This is a genomic window from Pseudomonas sp. SIMBA_067 (assembly GCF_046534675.1).
GTDB lineage: Bacteria > Pseudomonadota > Gammaproteobacteria > Pseudomonadales > Pseudomonadaceae > Aquipseudomonas > Aquipseudomonas putida.
In genome coordinates this window covers 1-232 of the sequence record NZ_JAWRYH010001439.1, presented here as the reverse complement: position 1 = coordinate 232, position 232 = coordinate 1, and the positions used below count along the sequence as shown (strand labels likewise).

At 63.4% G+C, this 232-nt stretch carries 1 pseudogene; it reads left to right on the top strand.

The annotated features are described in order from the left end of the window. A pseudogene (locus tag SB765_RS34165) lies at nt 1-232 on the top strand (cytochrome c); the annotation flags it as partial.

Here is a 232-nt window from a genome sequence, read left to right as displayed (position 1 = left end):
AGCCGTGGCGCTTACCTGGTGGAGGGTCTCGGCCATTGCGGCGCTTGCCATACACCGCGTGCCTTGACCATGCAGGAAAAAGCCTTGAGTGCGACTGACGGCAACGCGTTCCTGTCCGGCAGTGCGCCACTGGAAGGCTGGATCGCGAAAAGCCTGCGTGGCGACCACAAGGACGGCCTTGGCAGTTGGAGCGAAGCGCAGCTGGTGCAATTCCTCAAGACCGGCCGCAGTG